The sequence below is a fragment of the Hahella sp. NBU794 genome, assembly GCF_050749805.1.
Taxonomy (GTDB): Bacteria; Pseudomonadota; Gammaproteobacteria; order Pseudomonadales; family Oleiphilaceae; genus Hahella.
Genome location: NZ_CP192738.1, coordinates 6,249,897 through 6,265,252, shown reverse-complemented (window position 1 = coordinate 6,265,252; position 15,356 = coordinate 6,249,897). Strand labels below are relative to the sequence as shown.

Genomic DNA, 15,356 nt, shown 5'->3' with positions numbered 1-15,356 from the left:
GGAAAAACTGCGCTTAAAAAGGACGCACCACCACCATAATGACTACGCCGACCAACACCAGCACAGGGGCTTCGTTGAGCCAGCGGTAAAAGACATGGCTGCGTTGGTTACGGTCTTCTTTGAATACTTTTAAGATATGCCCGCAGTAAAAGTGATAGCCGATTAAGGCCACGACCATTGTCAGTTTGGCATGCATCCATCCCTGCGCGAGATAGCCCGAAAAATTGTATGACAGCAGCCACAGGCCCAAGGCCACAGTAATGATCATCGACGGGGTGGCGATGCCGCGATACAGCTTGCGCTCCATAATTTTGAAACGCTCCTTGCTGATTTCATCCTCGCTCATGGCGTGATAGACGAATAAGCGCGGCAGGTAAAAAATGCCAGCGAACCAGCACACCATGGCGATAATATGAAAGGCTTTTATCCAAAGCATGCTGCGCTCCTTGTTCTGCTTGATCGCATTAGTGAATGCTTATTTGCTTTTGTACTGATAGTAAGATTCCAGGTCCGCCCGGGTGATCACGCCAATAATGGGTTTGATCAATGGGGCGGTCGTTCGCTCGACATAGAGGGCTTCTACACCTGTGGCGTTTAGTCGGTCCAGCGCTTCTTCCAGGGTGGCCTGGACGTGTAAGGACGCCACGTCTCGCCGCTGTGCAGGGATGCTGAGCAAGTCCAGTGACGCCTCTTCGGCGTTAAAATCTGGTTTGCCTTCTTCCTCCGTCAGATAGCGGGCCAAATCCGCAGCAGGCAGGATGGCGCGGGGGCCTCCGTCGCTTTCAATGATGATCCAGCGCGGCTCTGTGCGCAGCAGTTCTTTTGCTTCACCCCATACTAATTTCTGTTGTGAGCGTTTGATGCTTCTTTCCATGATGGCGCCCACCGCTACGCGGCGCAGAGCCAGAGTTAGCGGCTCCGCGCGGTAATCCAACCCCTGTAATTGCAGAATGGTCAGGAACACCGAGCGCTGTCGAAAGTAGTGGGAAGCGATCAAGCTGGACACGATTATGATTAGCATCGCCGGGAGAATGACGTTGGGGTTTCGGGTCAACTCGATCACCGCCATGATTGCGGCCAACGGCGCTTGTAGAACGGAGCCCATCATCGCGCCCATGCCTAGCACGGCGTAAAACCCAGGCTCTGAGGCCAGGGTTGGCATCAGTATGTTCGCCAGAACGCCGAGCGCCCCCCCGAGAGTCGCCCCGATGAAGAGGGTGGGGCCGATAATCCCGCTTGGCATGCCCAGTCCGATGGTCGTCGCAGTAACAAGCAGCTTCGCCAGTGCGATGGTCAGAAGCAGCAGGAAACCAATGTTGCCGGCGATGGCGTCATTAACCGTGTCGTAACCAATGCCCATGATTTGAGGTAGCGCCAACGCGACCAAGCCAGTCATGAGCCCCGCCGCCAATAAACGCCAAAGAATAGGCGTTTTCACCTTTTCCGTGGTCTGGCTGATGATTTTGACGAACAGAGCTGAGCACATGCCGATCAATATGGCGACAGCCACAATGTAAGGCAGTTCCACCAGAGAGTTCAGGCTGAAATTTGGAACAACGAAAGCCGGGTCATCGCCATAGATAGGCTGAGATACGATGGCGGCGGTTACTGCCGCCAGGATAATCGGCGTAAAGCCATTGATCGTGTATTCCAGCATGACGACTTCCATCGCGAAGATGACGCCGGCGATGGGAGTATTAAAGGATGCGGACACCGCCGCAGCGGTGCCGCAACCCACCAGCATGCGGATACTGTTGTTAGGGAGCCCCATCCACTGACCCAATAAGCTGGAACTGGTGGCGCCAAGATGCACGGCGGGGCCTTCTCGTCCCGCGCTTTGGCCCGTGGCCAAGGTGGCGACGCCACAGAAAAACTGCAGTAGTCCGCTACGCAGGGAAATATAACCCTGGTGGTAGCCCAGTCGCTCCATGACATGAGTGACGCCGACTTTGCGCTGTTGCACACCCAGTCGCATCAGCCATAGGGCAAGAATAAGCGCACCGACAATCGGCAGGCAGAACTGCATCAGCGGCGTTAATTGCTCAAAGTTCTCCGCGCTGTCGCCTGGCAGGAGGTAACCGAGAGGAAGTTCAATTGCCGCTCGAAACAAGAGAATGACCAAGCCAGTGGCCAAGCCGGATAGAAAACCCAACAGCGCGAGTTGCGGCAGCGCCTCATAGCTGGCGACGCGGCGACGAAAAGACTGGAATAGCAAATCCAGTTTGAGAGCCAGCGCGGAAACCTGTTGTTTTTGCGTTTTCTTCCCGTTTGGTTTGAGCACAAACCTCTCCCATTCAAACTTGTTGCTGAGTTTGCTCGACAGGTGATGCAGCCATGGCTTATAGCCAGAGGGTGGAATGTAATAGCGCCGCCCGCAATTCAGGAAAGCTGACTCTGCGCGGGTGTCGGAAAGCTGCTAGTATAGCGAATTTATTAGAGTATTGTCCGGCGCGGCCACGGCTGTGCGGGGAAATTGGTTCGGCATTTAGCGGAGGTCAGTAAGCTCGTGGTTAAAATTGGCATTGTCGGCGGCACTGGATATACCGGCGTTGAGTTGATCAGGTTGCTGTCGGCTCATCCAGAGGCGGAAGTGGCGGTAGTAACGTCGCGAGGAGACGCTGGCGTTCCTGTTGCGGAAATGTTCCCCAATTTACGCGGTTTTACAGACTTACGCTTTAGCGCCCCAGATGTCGAAGAGCTATCAAAGTGCGATTTGGTGTTTTTCGCCACCCCTCATGGCGTCGCTCTGGAAATGGTTCCGCAATTGCTGGCCAAAGGGACGCGGGTGGTGGACTTGGGAGCGGACTTCCGTATCCGAGATGCGGAACTGTGGAGTCGTTGGTATGGTCTGCCTCATACTGCCCCCGAAGCGCTGGCTGAAGCTGTTTACGGCTTGCCGGAGGTGAACCGGGCGGCGATTAAATCCGCTCGACTCGTCGCTAACCCAGGATGTTATCCCACAGCCGTCCAGTTAGGTTTCTTGCCTCTGTTAAGCAAAGGGCTGGTGGATACACAGCGTCTGATCGCAGACGCCAAGTCCGGTGTGAGCGGCGCCGGAAGGCAAGGCAAAATCGCTAATCTGCTATGTGAAGTCAGCGAGAGCTTCAAAGCCTATGGCGCATCAGGACATCGCCATCTGCCAGAAATTAAACAGGGGCTCAGTTTGGCGGCTGGTGAGCCGGTTGGTTTGACGTTTGTGCCTCATCTCGTGCCAATGATCAGAGGCATAGAAGCCACTTTGTATGCGGAACTGAAACAGGATAACGACGATCTGCAGGCGTTATTTGAGTCGTTCTATGCAGATGAACCTTTTGTCGATGTAATGCCTTTTGGCAGCCTGCCGGAGACGCGTTCGGTAAGAGGCTCTAACCTGTGTCGCATCTCATTGCACCGGCAACCTGAATCTAACGTGGTGATTGTGCTCTCAGTGATCGATAATCTAGTGAAGGGCGCAGCAGGTCAGGCCGTACAAAATATGAATATTATGTTGGGGTTGCCAGAGACGGCGGGATTGAATCTCATCGCTGCGCTGCCTTAATTTTGTCCAGAGCGCCCTACTGAAAAGGCGTATTTCAAGCCAAATGCGTGACGGTGTTTGGCTTGCTACCTAAATTCACAAAAAATAACTTTGCCGACAATGAGTTAGTAGAGAATACTAAAATAGCGCGTAAGGTTATGGACACTTCAGAATCGGTATCAATCGTCAATGTCTACCAATGCAAACGAAAAACTGGTCGTCGTACCTTACCGCCCGGGAGAAACGCTTAAAAAACGGGCTCTGGCATGGCTGGCCATAATTATCAGCATTACTGGCGGCATCGCCATGGGATGGTATTTCTCTGACCTGAGAAAGGAAAAGCTGGGCTCTAAAAATCAAGAACTCAACCGGATGCTGGTCATAGCGGAAAGGCGCGCCACTGAGCTGGCGCAACAGGTGGCTAACCTGGAGCGAGGGAAAGCGATTGATCAGGCCGCCAGCACGGACGTGCTGAAGACTATTCGCGATTTGGAAAGCGCAAACTTACAGTTACGTGAGGATATCGCTTTTTACAAGAACATCATGGCTCCCTCCGATGAGGATACCGGCCTGCAGGTTCAGCGTATGGAAATTCGTCCTACGCGGGAAAATCGAAGGTTTCAGTATAAACTGGTATTAACGCAAGTGGCTGACAACAAAACCTACATCCAAGGCGTTGTGGCGGTGAACCTGATCGGAGTAAAAGGTGGCGAAAAAGAGATATTGCCGTTGCGGGATGTCGATGGAGCCGAGGAGTTGGGGGTTAAGTTCAGATTTCGTTATTTCCAGGATCTTACTGGAGAAATGGAGTTGCCGGAAGGCTTCGTTCCTGAGCAGATTCAGGTAGTGGCGCAATCAACCGGGAAAAAAGCAACGAAAATAGAAAGAACCTTCGATTGGAAGGTCGGGGAGTAAGAATGTTCGGGAAAAAGAAAACCAAATCAAAAAATGTCAATGGCGGGCACTTCGATACGCTGATTTCACGCAGCACGGAAATCAAAGGCGACCTGCAGTTTACTGGCGGTCTGCACATTGACGGCAAGATACTGGGCAAGATTAAGGCTGATACAACTGATGAAGACGCTATAGTGCGAGTCAGTGATGTCGGCGAAGTGAATGGAGACGTCATTGCGCCGCACATTATCATCAATGGTAAAGTGAACGGTGACGTCTACTCCTCGGAGCATATCGAGCTGGCGCCGAAAGCCTCTATCACTGGCAACGTTTATTACAACCTGATCGAAATGGCGATGGGCGCGGAAGTAAACGGTAACCTAGTGCATAGCAAAGAAAGCGTTTCAACCGCCACGGTGACGGCTACGGATAAATCCGAACAGAAGAAAGCGACAAAAGAAGATAAAAAAGCAGGTAAGACTCAGGATGACGCTGGCGATCAACCTGAGCTGATCAACTTGGCGAGTCACTGATATAGTTGACCGATTAAGTAGGATAAATAGATAATTCACGTGCATCCTACTTTTTTAATTGCCGAGTATAGAGCGCTAGCAACAAAAGTTGCGGCGGGAGGAACTATGAGCGTCGCTGAGACATATGAACCAACCCCTATAATCTTCACTGATAACGCTGCGGCGAAGGTGAAGTCTCTGATTGAGGATGAGGGGAATGATGAGCTGAGCCTGCGTGTATTTGTTACTGGAGGCGGCTGTTCAGGGTTTCAGTATGGTTTCTCTTTTGATGAAGCTGTAAACGAAGACGACACGATTGTCGAAAAAGACGGTGTGCGTCTGGTTGTGGACTCGCTTAGCTACCAATATCTTGTCGGTGCGGAAGTTGATTTTCGTGAAGGTTTGGAAGGCGCGCAGTTCGTTATTAAGAATCCGAATGCTGCGACCACTTGTGGTTGCGGTAGCTCCTTCTCTATATAAAGGGTCAGATATATGCAGTTCAGCCGCTACTTAACATTACTGTGGCTGACTGTTTTCTCTTTCTCACTTCACGCAGCGGACAGGCCGGAAACCAGTCCCGCCATCGCAACCGACTCTCTGAATTATCTGGCGAAGATCGAACTTCATACGCCAGAGGAAATTGCTGAGTTGTTTGAACGGGCTTCCAAACTGCTGGAGGGAGAGAATGGTTACTCTCTTGGCAGTCCCATCGCCTTTGTCCTGCATGGACCTGAAGTCGAGTATTTCGCCAAAATGAATTACCCAGAGTTCAAATCTATCGTAGACAAAGCTGCGCAATTAGATGCTTTTCGCGTGATTGACGTGAGAGTGTGCAACACCTATTTGCGCATACACAATATCGATCGCAGTTCATTGCCGCCCTTTGTCGAAATAGTGCCTTATGGTCCCGCGGAAGAAAAAAAGCTGAAAGAGAAAGGCTACGTGGACTTTTAGTCTGGGCTAATTACGACAAGGTATCAGGCGGGGTAAATCGCCCCTAATATTCTCTCTCCTTGAGCGCGAGTTACCGCTGGGATATTGCCCGGCAATCCATCTAATGTTCGCATAGCCAGCCAGGCGAAAGCCATTGCCTCCATGAAATCCGGATCAATGCCCGCGCTGTCTGTTCCTTGCACCAAAACGTGAGGCAGATGATGGCGAAGTCTTTCCATCAAAAAGAGGTTATGCACGCCGCCGCCGCAGACAAAGAGATTGGTGAGAGTGTTGGCGTTTAGAGCTTCGCAGATTGTTTGAGCCGTCAGTTCAGTGAGCGTCGCCAGAATATCTTTATCGCTAACGGATGCCGCTTTTTGCAGGTTGGCCTGTAGCCAATCATGGTTAAACAGCTCTCGACCTGTGCTTTTGGGAGCAGGGAGGGAGAAGAAGGGCTCCCTTTTCATTTCTTGCAATAATGCGTGATTAATCGATCCCGTCCTGGCTATTTGTCCGCCTTGGTCCCAACTCTGTTGGAATGCATGCGAACACCAGGCATCCATGAGCATGTTGCCTGGCCCACAATCGAAACCAACAACGGAGTTGGCTGTTTCCGACCATTGAGTGATGTTGGCGATCCCGCCAATATTAACGACGGCGCAATTGGGAAAACGATTTTGCAAGGCATGCGTATGGAATGCTGGCGCCAGAGGCGCGCCTTCGCCGCCCGCTGCGATATCTCTGCGCCGAAAGTCCGCAACAACGGTGATTCCCGTTTTCTCCGCCAGTAGGCTGGGGTTGGTGAGTTGACAGGTGTATGGCCAGCTTGTCGCTGGTCGATGTCGGATAGTCTGGCCGTGGCAGCCGATTGCGCGAATTCGGCTTTTATCGATATCGGAGTTGTTCAGGAGGTCTTTTATTGCTTCGGCATATAACAGGGTTAGCTGGCTTTCGGCTGCGAACAATTCGTCTGGACGCCAGCTGTCTGCGACGGCAAGGTTATGAAGTTTGGATTTCAGATCAGAAGGAAATGGCGTAAAGGACGTTGCGATAGTTTCAGGAAGTTCGCCCTGGAACTTCGCCAGGGCTGCATCCACACCATCCAGGCTGGTGCCGGACATGAGTCCGGCGAATATTTCCTGATCGTTCATAAGTCCGCGTTGTCGGAGCTTAGGCTATCTCGTTTTGCGACCTGATAACTGTCAGAGTAGGCCTGCATTTGGGCTAGCGCCGTTTGGGCCTGCTCTTTAAAGCGAGACATTTCATTGCTGGCGACAGGTTGCGCATGAGGGAACTTCACTGTTACCGGGTTTTTGTGTACTCCGTTGACGCGGAACTCATAGTGCAGGTGAGGTCCTGTCGCCAAACCTGAGCTGCCTACGTAACCAATAACTTGACCTTGGTTAATGCGCTTGCCGTTTTTGATGCCGCGAGCAAATCCTTTCATGTGAGCGTAGAGCGTAGTAATGGATTGGCCATGCTGCAGAATCACTACGTTGCCGTAACCTCCTTTGCGGCCCGCAAAAATCACTTTGCCGTCTCCACTCGCCTTGATTGGCGTGCCGCGCCCCGCAGCGTAATCAGTTCCTTTATGTGCGCGGAACTTATGAAGAACAGGATGCTTACGTTGTAAATTGAAATGGGAGGATATACGAGCGAAATCTATTGGTGTGCGTAAAAATGCTTTTTTCAGGCTCTTTCCATCTGGGGTAAAGTAGCCCGTTTTGCCTTCCTGGTCTTCATAGCGCACGGCAGTATATGTCTCGCCTTGATTTGTGAACTCAGCGGCAAGGATGTTGCCGTTGGAGATTTTTTTGCCATCAAGGAAAAGCTCTTCATAAACCAGCTTGAACGAGTCTCCACTGCGAATATCCAGCACGAAGTCCACATCCCAGCCGAAAATGTTCGCCAAATCCATGATTAGGCTATCCGGCAGGCCGGCGTTTTTCGCGTCAATGAACAGCGCCGATTTAATCACGCCTTCAGCGTAAGCGGTCTGCACATCAGGTTTGAGTACGACTTTCTCAAGCTCGAATTTACTCTCGGCATTGGCGTTGATCAGCCAGTTTTCTAACTGGCTACGATGAATACGCAACGCGCTAAGTTTGTTTTCCGAGTCGAATGCAAAGTCCAGCTTTTCTCCAGGAAAAATCTGAGTCCACTCTTTGCCGGGAATATCGTCCACCATCTGCGCCAGCTCGGCGCTTGAAGCCCCGGCTCTTTTAAACAGGGAGGACAGGCTGTCTCCGTTTCTAACCTCAAATTCGTTCCAGGCTATTTCGGGTTCAACTGTAGCCGGAGCGGGCGTCTCTGTGGCTGGCTCTGCTGTTGAGGGGATCAGCGGTTTGATCTTTGCTGATGCGCTATCTTCGGGTAAGTCCTTGAGAGGGCTGCTGGAATCAGCTTGGCTGGTGGGCTGACCGTCTAAAGGAATGTTTAGGGTAATGCGGCCTGCCGCCGCTTGCTCGGATGGGCTGAGAATGAGCGCTGATCCGAGCATAGATCCTGCGGCCGCAACCGCCAGGAAATGTATCCGTGAAAACTTGGGTAATATTTTCTTAATTAACATCGAAGGTTAAGTCCAGATGTTTGTAAAAAACTTTAACTATAGAGTATAAGCGTTTTTGGAAACTGTGCATATATCAAACAGTTTGGCTGGCGAAAAATGCTGCTATACTATCGCGCCCCCGGGTCATATTAAAGCCGTTGCCTGGTGCTGCGTTCGTGACAAGGGTCATGAATATCGATTACTAAGTGTTAATAGCGTAACAAGTTGCAAATAGGGCGTCTGTAATGCCATCTGTAGAAGAGTCTTTAGCGCTGATAAAGCGCGGTGCGGAAGAAATTATTCAAGAAGAAGGATTGGTTGAGAAGTTAAAAAGGGGTGAGCCGCTCAGGATTAAAGCGGGCTTCGATCCGACTGCGCCTGATTTGCATTTAGGGCATACGGTTCTTATTAATAAGCTACGTCAGTTTCAGGATCTGGGGCATCAGGTCATTTTCCTGATTGGCGATTTTACGGGAATGATCGGAGATCCTACCGGCAAGAGCGCAACCCGTCCTCCATTAACGAAGGAAGATGTGGCTCGAAACGCGCAGACATATAAAGAGCAGGTGTTCAAAATTTTGGACCCACAAAAAACGGAAGTTCGCTTCAATAGCGAATGGATGGATAAGCTCTCTGCGGCGGATATGATTCGTTTGGCTGGTCAATATACCGTTGCGCGTATGCTTGAGCGCGACGATTTTCACAAGCGCTATCATAATGAGCAGTCGATTTCGATCCATGAGTTTCTCTATCCTTTAGTGCAGGGGTATGACTCTGTTGCTTTGCGCGCCGACGTTGAATTGGGTGGAACTGACCAGAAGTTTAATCTTTTGATGGGGCGTATGCTGCAGAAGCATTACGACCAGGAGCCTCAGGTAATTATGACAATGCCGATCCTGGAAGGTCTGGACGGCGTGCAAAAAATGTCGAAGTCTCTGGGCAACTATATCGGCGTTAATGATTTGCCTGGGGAGATGTTTGGTAAGTTGCTGTCTATCCCTGACGAATTAATGTGGCGCTACTTCGAACTCTTAAGTTTTCGGGATATGGCGGAAATTGAAGATTTTAAAGGACAGGTCAACGCCGGAGAAAATCCTCAAAATATTAAGCGACTGCTTGCTGAAGAGATTGTCGCTCGTTTTCACGGTGGAGAGGCGGCGCAGAATGCGCATAAATCAGCGGGCAACCAAGTTAAATTGGGAGAGATCCCAGAAAACGTTCCAGCTGTTCATCTAGAAGAAAGCGATGACCAGGTGGAGTTTTCCATATCCTATATTCTTCGTAGAGCCGACTTGGTGAAGAATGGCGCGGCGGCGAAAGACGTTCTGGGTCGAGGTGCAGTGTTCGTGGATGGCGCGCAGGTTGACGCGAGCTTTATGGTGCAAAGAGGGAGCGAGCACGTGATTCAGGCGGGCAAGAAGAAGATAGCGCAGGTTTTTGTGAAATAACGAAAATAGTGCTTGCGCGAAATTAAGGGGTGCGTATAATGCGCCCCACTTCGACGGGGAAGCCGGTCGGAGGGGAGGGAGAGAGCTGGTTCGAGAGAGTCGGCGGCGCTAAAAAGGAGTTGACACTGAGAAACGAAAGTGTAGAATGCGCGCCTCGGTCGGAGAGAGTCTTCGGAAGAGAAAGTTCTTTAAAAAGTTAATCAAGCAATTTGTTGTGGGCGCTAACTGAGGCGGATCTGGAAAAGATTAAGTCTTAAGTTAGTGACTCGTACAATTCATGAGTGAGCAATCACTCAAGAGTACAGTAGTTTTAACTTGAGCAAGATTAAGAATCTTAATGATTCACACTCTTTAAACTGAAGAGTTTGATCATGGCTCAGATTGAACGCTGGCGGCAGGCTTAACACATGCAAGTCGAGCGGTAACAGTCCTTCGGGAGCTGACGAGCGGCGGACGGGTGAGTAATGCATAGGAATCTGCCTGTTAGAGGGGGATAGCCCGGGGAAACTCGGATTAATACCGCATACGCCCTACGGGGGAAAGCAGGGGATCTTCGGACCTTGCGCTAACAGATGAGCCTATGTCGGATTAGCTAGTTGGTAGGGTAAGAGCCTACCAAGGCGACGATCCGTAACTGGTCTGAGAGGATGATCAGTCACACTGGAACTGAGACACGGTCCAGACTCCTACGGGAGGCAGCAGTGGGGAATATTGGACAATGGGGGCAACCCTGATCCAGCCATGCCGCGTGTGTGAAGAAGGCCTTCGGGTTGTAAAGCACTTTCAGTGGGGAGGAAAGGGCAGTTGCTAATATCAGCTGCAGTTGACGTTACCCACAGAAGAAGCACCGGCAAACTCCGTGCCAGCAGCCGCGGTAATACGGAGGGTGCGAGCGTTAATCGGAATTACTGGGCGTAAAGCGCGCGTAGGCGGTTGCTTAAGCTAGATGTGAAATCCCCGGGCTCAACCTGGGAACTGCATTTAGAACTGGGCGACTAGAGTTTTGGAGAGGAGGGTAGAATTCCAGGTGTAGCGGTGAAATGCGTAGAGATCTGGAGGAATACCAGTGGCGAAGGCGGCCCTCTGGCCAAAAACTGACGCTGAGGTGCGAAAGCGTGGGGAGCAAACAGGATTAGATACCCTGGTAGTCCACGCCGTAAACGATGAGAACTAGCCGTTGGGGTCCTTAGAGACTTTAGTGGCGCAGCTAACGCGATAAGTTCTCCGCCTGGGGAGTACGGCCGCAAGGTTAAAACTCAAATGAATTGACGGGGGCCCGCACAAGCGGTGGAGCATGTGGTTTAATTCGAAGCAACGCGAAGAACCTTACCTGGCCTTGACATCCAGAGAACTTTCCAGAGATGGATTGGTGCCTTCGGGAACTCTGAGACAGGTGCTGCATGGCTGTCGTCAGCTCGTGTTGTGAAATGTTGGGTTAAGTCCCGTAACGAGCGCAACCCTTGTCCCTATTTGCCAGCACTTCGGGTGGGAACTTTAGGGAGACTGCCGGTGACAAACCGGAGGAAGGTGGGGACGACGTCAAGTCATCATGGCCCTTACGGCCAGGGCTACACACGTGCTACAATGGGGCGTACAGAGGGTTGCGAAGCCGCGAGGTGGAGCTAATCTCTTAAAGCGTCTCGTAGTCCGGATTGGAGTCTGCAACTCGACTCCATGAAGTCGGAATCGCTAGTAATCGCGAATCAGAATGTCGCGGTGAATACGTTCCCGGGCCTTGTACACACCGCCCGTCACACCATGGGAGTGGGTTGCACCAGAAGTAGCTAGTCTAACCTTCGGGGGGACGGTTACCACGGTGTGATTCATGACTGGGGTGAAGTCGTAACAAGGTAGCCGTAGGGGAACCTGCGGCTGGATCACCTCCTTAAACGATATCCAACTGTCTCAGTTTGGCGTCCACAACAAATTGCTTGATTGGCGAGTAGAGAGCTTACTTAAGGGTCATCAGACCCGTGACGCAATCGAGAGATTGCAAGTTCTGGGTCTGTAGCTCAGGTGGTTAGAGCGCACCCCTGATAAGGGTGAGGTCGGTGGTTCAAGTCCACCCAGACCCACCAGAATTTCCTTGTTCTTGGTGAATAACTAGGTTTGATTAGGAAAATTATGGGGCTGTAGCTCAGCTGGGAGAGCGCCTGCCTTGCACGCAGGAGGTCAGCGGTTCGATCCCGCTCAGCTCCACCATTCATAGAATGGTAGTAGTACGGTTGACAATTAGGTAAGTGAAATCTGACGGTTTCAGATGATAGAAACGAATACAGCATGAAAGTTTCAAAAAGATGACTGTATTGGTTTCTGGCATTTGGTCAGAGAAGCTCTTTAACAATTTGGATAAGCAAAGTAAAAACCAACGTGGTGACAGATGAAGTTTATTTGTCACTCAACGGATAGGTTTTACTGAGTAGTTATACTCAAGCGCAATATCGGCAAATTATTGTTACGGTGAAACCAGCGCTGTATAGCTTGAAGTGATGGCAGTAATGAAATTACTTCGGGTTATATGGTCAAGTGAATAAGCGCATACGGTGGATGCCTTGGCAACTGGAGGCGATGAAAGACGTGAAAGCCTGCGATAAGCGTCGGCGAGGTGGCAAATAACCTTTGACCCGGCGATCTCTGAATGGGGAAACCCACCTGATTTATCAGGTATCCTGCACTGAATTCATAGGTGTAGGAGGCGAACCGGGGGAACTGAAACATCTAAGTACCCCGAGGAAAAGAAATCAACCGAGATTCCCTCAGTAGCGGCGAGCGAACGGGGAACAGCCCTTAAGCTTTGTGACAGATAGGAGAACGCTCTGGAAAGTGCGGCCATAGTGGGTGACAGCCCCGTATCTGAAATCTTATCAAAGTGAAATCGAGTAGGTCGGGACACGTGTTATCTTGACTGAATATGGGGGGACCATCCTCCAAGGCTAAATACTCCCAGTTGACCGATAGTGAACCAGTACCGTGAGGGAAAGGCGAAAAGAACCCCTGTGAGGGGAGTGAAATAGAACCTGAAACCGTATGCGTACAAGCAGTGGGAGCAGATTTATTCTGTGACTGCGTACCTTTTGTATAATGGGTCAGCGACTTACGTTTAGTGGCGAGCTTAACCGAATAGGGGAGGCGTAGGGAAACCGAGTCTGAATAGGGCGAATTAGTCGCTAGGCGTAGACCCGAAACCGAGTGATCTAGCCATGGGCAGGTTGAAGGTTGAGTAACATCAACTGGAGGACCGAACCGAAATCTGTTGAAAAAGATTCGGATGACTTGTGGCTGGGGGTGAAAGGCCAATCAAACTCGGAGATAGCTGGTTCTCCCCGAAAGCTATTTAGGTAGCGCCTCGGACGAACACCTACGGGGGTAGAGCACTGTTTGGGCTAGGGGGTCATCTCGACTTACCAACCCCATGCAAACTCCGAATACCGTAGAGTGATATCCGGGAGACACACGGCGGGTGCTAACGTCCGTCGTGAAGAGGGAAACAACCCAGACCGCCAGCTAAGGCCCCCAAGTCCATGTTAAGTGGGAAACGATGTGGGAAGGCAGAGACAGCTAGGAGGTTGGCTTAGAAGCAGCCACCCTTTAAAGAAAGCGTAATAGCTCACTAGTCGAGTCGGCCTGCGCGGAAGATGTAACGGGGCTCAAACATGGCGCCGAAGCTGCGGATTCATCCAATGGATGAGTGGTAGGGGAGCGTTCTGTAAGCTGATGAAGGTGTGTCGAGAGGCATGCTGGAGGTATCAGAAGTGCGAATGCTGACATGAGTAACGATAATGCGGGTGAAAAACCCGCACGCCGGAAGACCAAGGGTTCCTGCGCAACGCTAATCGGCGCAGGGTGAGTCGGCCCCTAAGGCGAGACCGAAAGGTGTAGTCGATGGGAAATCGGTTAAAATTCCGATACTTTGTATTGCTGCGATGGGGGGACGGAGAAGGCTAGGTCAGCCTGGGATTGGTAGTCCAGGTTTAAGCCTGTAGGCAGTGTGTTTAGGCAAATCCGGACACACAATGCTGAGGGGTGATGACGAGCTCTCTTTAAGAGAGTGAAGTGATTGATGCCCAGCTTCCAGGAAAAGCCTCTAAGCTTCAGGCAATACAAAACCGTACCCCAAACCGACACAGGTGGTCAGGTAGAGAATACCAAGGCGCTTGAGAGAACTCGGGTGAAGGAACTAGGCAAAATGGTGCCGTAACTTCGGGAGAAGGCACGCCGTCATGTACGTGAAAGCCCTGCGGCTGGAGCGGAAGGCGGTCGAAGATACCAGGCCCCTGCGACTGTTTATTAAAAACACAGCACTCTGCAAACACGAAAGTGGACGTATAGGGTGTGACGCCTGCCCGGTGCCGGAAGGTTAATTGATGGGGTTAGCGTAAGCGAAGCTCTTGATCGAAGCCCCGGTAAACGGCGGCCGTAACTATAACGGTCCTAAGGTAGCGAAATTCCTTGTCGGGTAAGTTCCGACCTGCACGAATGGCGTAACGATGGGGGCGCTGTCTCCACCCGAGACTCAGTGAAATTGAAATCGCTGTGAAGATGCAGTGTATCCGCGGCTAGACGGAAAGACCCCGTGAACCTTTACTATAGCTTCACAGTGGACTTTGAACCTGCTTGTGTAGGATAGGTGGGAGGCTTTGAAGCGAGGACGCCAGTTCTCGTGGAGCCATCCTTGAAATACCACCCTGGCATGTTTGAGGTTCTAACTCTGACTGGTAATCCCGGTCGAGGACACTGTGTGGTGGGTAGTTTGACTGGGGCGGTCTCCTCCAAAAGAGTAACGGAGGAGCACGAAGGTGCGCTAAGTACGGTCGGACATCGTACGGTTAGTGTAAAGGCAAAAGCGCGCTTAACTGCGAGACAAACACGTCGAGCAGGTACGAAAGTAGGTCTTAGTGATCCGGTGGTTCTGTATGGAAGGGCCATCGCTCAACGGATAAAAGGTACTCCGGGGATAACAGGCTGATACCGCCCAAGAGTTCACATCGACGGCGGTGTTTGGCACCTCGATGTCGGCTCATCACATCCTGGGGCTGAAGCCGGTCCCAAGGGTATGGCTGTTCGCCATTTAAAGTGGTACGCGAGCTGGGTTTAGAACGTCGTGAGACAGTTCGGTCCCTATCTGCCGTGGACGTTGGAGATTTGAGGAGAGTTGCTCCTAGTACGAGAGGACCGGAGTGAACGAACCGCTGGTGTTCGGGTTGTGATGCCAATCGCATTGCCCGGTAGCTACGTTCGGACGGGATAACCGCTGAAAGCATCTAAGCGGGAAGCCCCCTTCAAGATAAGATCTCCCTGAGGACTTGATCCTCCTAAAGGGCCCTTGTAGACCACGAGGTTGATAGGCTGGGTGTGTAAGCGCTGCGAGGCGTTGAGCTAACCAGTACTAATTGCCCGAGAGGCTTGACCATATAACACCGAAGTAATTTACCGGTATTGATTGAGTATAACTGCTTATCCAAGTTAAAGGTCTTCTGACCAAGCGCCAACTAGACAAGCTAGAC

General features: G+C 51.4%; 10 protein-coding genes, 2 tRNA genes and 2 rRNA genes. 10 read left to right on the top strand and 4 right to left on the bottom strand.

The features are described 5' to 3' along the window. Positions 1–13 precede the first annotated feature (13 nt). Together hemJ and ACQYWX_RS27480 are read right to left on the bottom strand one after the other, a co-directional pair. Positions 14–436 (bottom strand): protoporphyrinogen oxidase HemJ, encoded by a 423-nt coding sequence (gene hemJ, locus ACQYWX_RS27485; protein ID WP_216740046.1) that lies wholly within the window; start codon positions 434–436, stop codon positions 14–16. A 39-nt stretch (positions 437–475) separates the two neighbouring features. Continuing rightward, the gene (locus ACQYWX_RS27480) at positions 476–2,281 is read right to left on the bottom strand and encodes a chloride channel protein (protein ID WP_431687032.1); all 1,806 of its coding nucleotides are present in this window, start codon (positions 2,279–2,281) and stop codon (positions 476–478) included. A 225-nt stretch (positions 2,282–2,506) separates the two neighbouring features. On the opposite strand from ACQYWX_RS27480, the gene argC reads away from it, so the two are divergent. From argC to ACQYWX_RS27455, 5 genes are all read left to right on the top strand, one after another. After that, positions 2,507–3,538, top strand: a complete 1,032-nt coding sequence (gene argC, locus ACQYWX_RS27475; RefSeq protein WP_431687031.1) for an N-acetyl-gamma-glutamyl-phosphate reductase — start codon at positions 2,507–2,509, stop codon at positions 3,536–3,538. Between the two features lie 168 nt (positions 3,539–3,706). Beyond that, complete coding sequence (locus ACQYWX_RS27470; protein WP_216740049.1) at positions 3,707–4,432, top strand: DUF6776 family protein; 726 nt, start codon at positions 3,707–3,709, stop codon at positions 4,430–4,432. 2 nt (positions 4,433–4,434) lie between these two features. Further along, complete coding sequence (locus ACQYWX_RS27465) at positions 4,435–4,944, top strand: bactofilin family protein (RefSeq protein ID WP_279501744.1); 510 nt, start codon at positions 4,435–4,437, stop codon at positions 4,942–4,944. A 105-nt stretch (positions 4,945–5,049) separates the two neighbouring features. Further along, positions 5,050–5,403: an iron-sulfur cluster insertion protein ErpA gene (gene erpA, locus ACQYWX_RS27460; protein ID WP_127973679.1), complete on the top strand. Its 354-nt coding sequence runs from the start codon at positions 5,050–5,052 to the stop codon at positions 5,401–5,403. 12 nt (positions 5,404–5,415) lie between these two features. Beyond that, positions 5,416–5,877 carry a hypothetical protein gene (locus tag ACQYWX_RS27455; RefSeq protein WP_431687030.1) on the top strand — a complete coding sequence of 154 codons (462 nt, stop codon included), beginning with the start codon at positions 5,416–5,418 and terminating at the stop codon, positions 5,875–5,877. 23 nt (positions 5,878–5,900) lie between these two features. On the opposite strand, the gene ACQYWX_RS27450 is transcribed toward ACQYWX_RS27455, so the two are convergent. Both ACQYWX_RS27450 and ACQYWX_RS27445 read right to left on the bottom strand, forming a co-directional pair. Continuing rightward, the gene (locus tag ACQYWX_RS27450; RefSeq protein WP_431687029.1) at positions 5,901–7,007 is read right to left on the bottom strand and encodes an anhydro-N-acetylmuramic acid kinase; all 1,107 of its coding nucleotides are present in this window, start codon (positions 7,005–7,007) and stop codon (positions 5,901–5,903) included. Then, entirely contained in the window at positions 7,004–8,425 is a 1,422-nt protein-coding gene (locus ACQYWX_RS27445; RefSeq protein ID WP_216740053.1) for an OapA family protein, read from the bottom strand. The genes ACQYWX_RS27450 and ACQYWX_RS27445 overlap by 4 nt, the downstream gene beginning before the upstream one ends. A gap of 224 nt (positions 8,426–8,649) precedes the next feature. Between ACQYWX_RS27445 and tyrS the strand changes: the two genes are divergently transcribed. From tyrS to ACQYWX_RS27420, 5 genes are all read left to right on the top strand, one after another. After that, positions 8,650–9,852, top strand: coding sequence for a tyrosine--tRNA ligase (gene tyrS, locus ACQYWX_RS27440; RefSeq protein WP_216740054.1), 1,203 nt, complete (start codon positions 8,650–8,652; stop codon positions 9,850–9,852). A gap of 353 nt (positions 9,853–10,205) precedes the next feature. Next, positions 10,206–11,740 (top strand): 16S ribosomal RNA (locus ACQYWX_RS27435). Positions 11,741–11,853: 113 nt separating this feature from the next. Next, positions 11,854–11,930: transfer RNA gene (locus ACQYWX_RS27430), tRNA-Ile, on the top strand. Positions 11,931–11,978: 48 nt separating this feature from the next. Next, positions 11,979–12,054: transfer RNA gene (locus ACQYWX_RS27425), tRNA-Ala, on the top strand. Positions 12,055–12,372: 318 nt separating this feature from the next. Next, positions 12,373–15,263, top strand: a 23S ribosomal RNA gene (locus ACQYWX_RS27420). Together the 16S and 23S rRNA genes with 2 tRNA genes alongside form the textbook arrangement of a ribosomal RNA operon. Positions 15,264–15,356 lie beyond the last annotated feature (93 nt).

What these genes read in the sequence shown, in the direction of transcription:
- ACQYWX_RS27445 (WP_216740053.1), bottom strand. Translation starts at nt 8,425, where the DNA reads ATGTTAATTAAGAAAATATTACCCAAGTTTTCACGGATACATTTCCTG.
- ACQYWX_RS27465 (WP_279501744.1), top strand. Translation starts at nt 4,435, where the DNA reads ATGTTCGGGAAAAAGAAAACCAAATCAAAAAATGTCAATGGCGGGCAC.
- erpA (WP_127973679.1), top strand. Translation starts at nt 5,050, where the DNA reads ATGAGCGTCGCTGAGACATATGAACCAACCCCTATAATCTTCACTGAT.
- ACQYWX_RS27470 (WP_216740049.1), top strand. Translation starts at nt 3,707, where the DNA reads ATGTCTACCAATGCAAACGAAAAACTGGTCGTCGTACCTTACCGCCCG.
- tyrS (WP_216740054.1), top strand. Translation starts at nt 8,650, where the DNA reads ATGCCATCTGTAGAAGAGTCTTTAGCGCTGATAAAGCGCGGTGCGGAA.
- hemJ (WP_216740046.1), bottom strand. Translation starts at nt 436, where the DNA reads ATGCTTTGGATAAAAGCCTTTCATATTATCGCCATGGTGTGCTGGTTC.
- ACQYWX_RS27455 (WP_431687030.1), top strand. Translation starts at nt 5,416, where the DNA reads ATGCAGTTCAGCCGCTACTTAACATTACTGTGGCTGACTGTTTTCTCT.
- ACQYWX_RS27450 (WP_431687029.1), bottom strand. Translation starts at nt 7,007, where the DNA reads ATGAACGATCAGGAAATATTCGCCGGACTCATGTCCGGCACCAGCCTG.